Genomic DNA, 2,090 nt, shown 5'->3' on the forward strand with positions numbered 1-2,090 from the left:
GTGGGTAACACTGCTAAATTTGGCCTTAAAACGGGTTACAACTTTGATAATGGTTTGTACCTATCAGGCCGCTACCGTTATGAAATGGCAACTGATACATTAAAGCTCACTGAGTTTGATAATAACAATAAACCAACTGGCAATCGCATTAAGGTTGAATTTGATAAAAATGTGCACCGCACCGATGTAACGTTTGGTTATTCAATGGAAATGGTTGATATTTCTACAAACTGGGTCCACAAAGAATTAAAAAACAAGGGGTCGTTAATATTAGACATTCAAAAGAAAAGTTCACGTATTGATTATTACGAGTTCAAAGCAACTGTTAATGCCTTTGGCGATATCAAACCGTATGTCCAATATACTCTAGACCAAACTGAAGTTGTTTTTGGTAATCAAAAACTGAAAGCTGATAACCTATTTAAAGTTGGCGTTAACTATACCTTCTAATATTAAATTAGTGGTAACGCCTTTGTAAACAATTCGGTATGGCGACTTTGTTAGCGCTTAAATTAATTTTGGAGGTTAAATATGAATAACCCTTTTGCAGATCATGGATTATTTAGCTGGTCTGAATTAATGACTACAGATTTTGATAGTTCATTTTCTTTTTATGAACAACTATTTGGCTGGAAACTAAGAGAAGTCCCAGGGCGAGGTGATTCTCGCTATGCTCTTATTATTAATGAAAGCTCATCAGAACCTTTTGCAGGTATTTTATCTATGCCAAAGGCCTTTGAGGGGCGTGGTATTCCAAGCCACTGGCAAACTTATGTCACTGTTGATAGTGTAGAAAAAACTATTGTTAAAGCTCAAAATCTGGGCGCTCAAATAATACTGGAGCCAATGCAGATCGAACGAGTTGGTACAGTAGCTGCGATAAAAGATCCACAAGGTGCAGTTATATCTATTGTAAAGTACAGTCGCTAATCTAGCTTTAATAAACTGATAACATAGCGTTTGTACGCAGTCATCAAAACGGTCTTAGAATTTAATCATAAAACGATTCAAGGCCGTTTTTCAATGTATCTACAGTTTCACTGAACTACATAGGTAATTATCAGAATTAACCTTTTTCAGCTTCTTCAAATTCGAACCATTCTGGATTGAATTTACGAATAATACCATTCATAGCATCATTAACAATTGCAATATTCTCATCTGGAACATGATCTAAACACTCAGCCAAGGCGTTATTAACGATAGGGGCCAGCTCGTCTAAGTTTTTTTGCCATGTAAAGTTAAAAACAGGCGTTTGGCATTGCGGTTTTTAGGATCTGCGGCGGACGCGATATATTCACTTTGCTGGGCATGGCGGATTAAACTGGTAATTGTGCCTTTGCTTCGCAGCATGCGTTCTGCCAAAACAGAAGGTCGCTGACCATCTTCATAATCCAGCTCCATTAAAAGTAGTAATTGTTCAACGTTTATTTTTTTGTGTTTTTTCTGTATTTCAGCTTGGATGTGGTTTTGTAACAGTCGCATTGCGACCCAACAACGACCTGTTGTCGTATTGTATGGTTTAGTAACATTATCGGGAGCAGTATCAGTCATTTTATGTTTATCCAAAGGTTCGCATATTGGGATGCAGAAATAATACATATAGATAATAGCCTTATCGTTCTGATATAGCAATTAGGTTCCATATCAAAGCAAGTTGTTATACAGGTAGGTTGTAAACCTGTTTCGATACAGCTGATATGGTTGGGTGTTAATTGATTTAGTTTAACTGTATACCTAGCTTCAAGGTCAATTGTTACCTTTGTAATACGAAGCCAATTCTTACAATGGTTTGACATTAAATCTTCCGTGATTTAGAATTGGTATTACACTATGGTTTACCACGTAATGAGAGATAGCTTGATGTTTAAAATGAAATTGAAAAGTATGTTTAATGTGAAACCTAAGATGGTTTTATCACTATCGTTGCTTACGCTAAGCAGTGTAAGTCTGTTCGGTTGTAGCAGTACTGACTACATAAACCAAGAAGAGGTTCTCAAATAAAACGGCTGCGTGGTTATTATTCAGTACCTCAAGAAATCGTTGCTGATATCGCGATGCTACTCAATTGACGAGACAGTCTCAAATTT

The 2,090-nt window shown here is 36.6% G+C and carries 3 protein-coding genes; 2 read left to right on the top strand and 1 reads right to left on the bottom strand.

Annotated elements, in window-relative coordinates; all coding sequences use genetic code 11:
- On the top strand, window positions 1-450 hold a 450-nt coding region (locus tag PE36_RS23460), incomplete at its 5' end, for a hypothetical protein (RefSeq protein ID WP_006034614.1).
- Window positions 451-531: 81 nt separating this feature from the next.
- A complete protein-coding gene (locus PE36_RS23465) occupies window positions 532-930 on the top strand; it encodes a VOC family protein (RefSeq protein WP_006034615.1) in 399 nt (132 codons plus the stop codon).
- A 288-nt stretch (window positions 931-1,218) separates the two neighbouring features.
- On the opposite strand, the gene PE36_RS23470 is transcribed toward PE36_RS23465, so the two are convergent.
- Window positions 1,219-1,554: a MarR family winged helix-turn-helix transcriptional regulator gene (locus PE36_RS23470; RefSeq protein WP_006034617.1), complete on the bottom strand. Its 336-nt coding sequence runs from the start codon at window positions 1,552-1,554 to the stop codon at window positions 1,219-1,221.
- Between the last annotated feature and the right edge of the window lie 536 nt (window positions 1,555-2,090).

This window comes from Moritella sp. PE36 (assembly GCF_000170855.1).
In the GTDB taxonomy this organism is placed as follows: domain Bacteria; phylum Pseudomonadota; class Gammaproteobacteria; order Enterobacterales; family Moritellaceae; genus Moritella.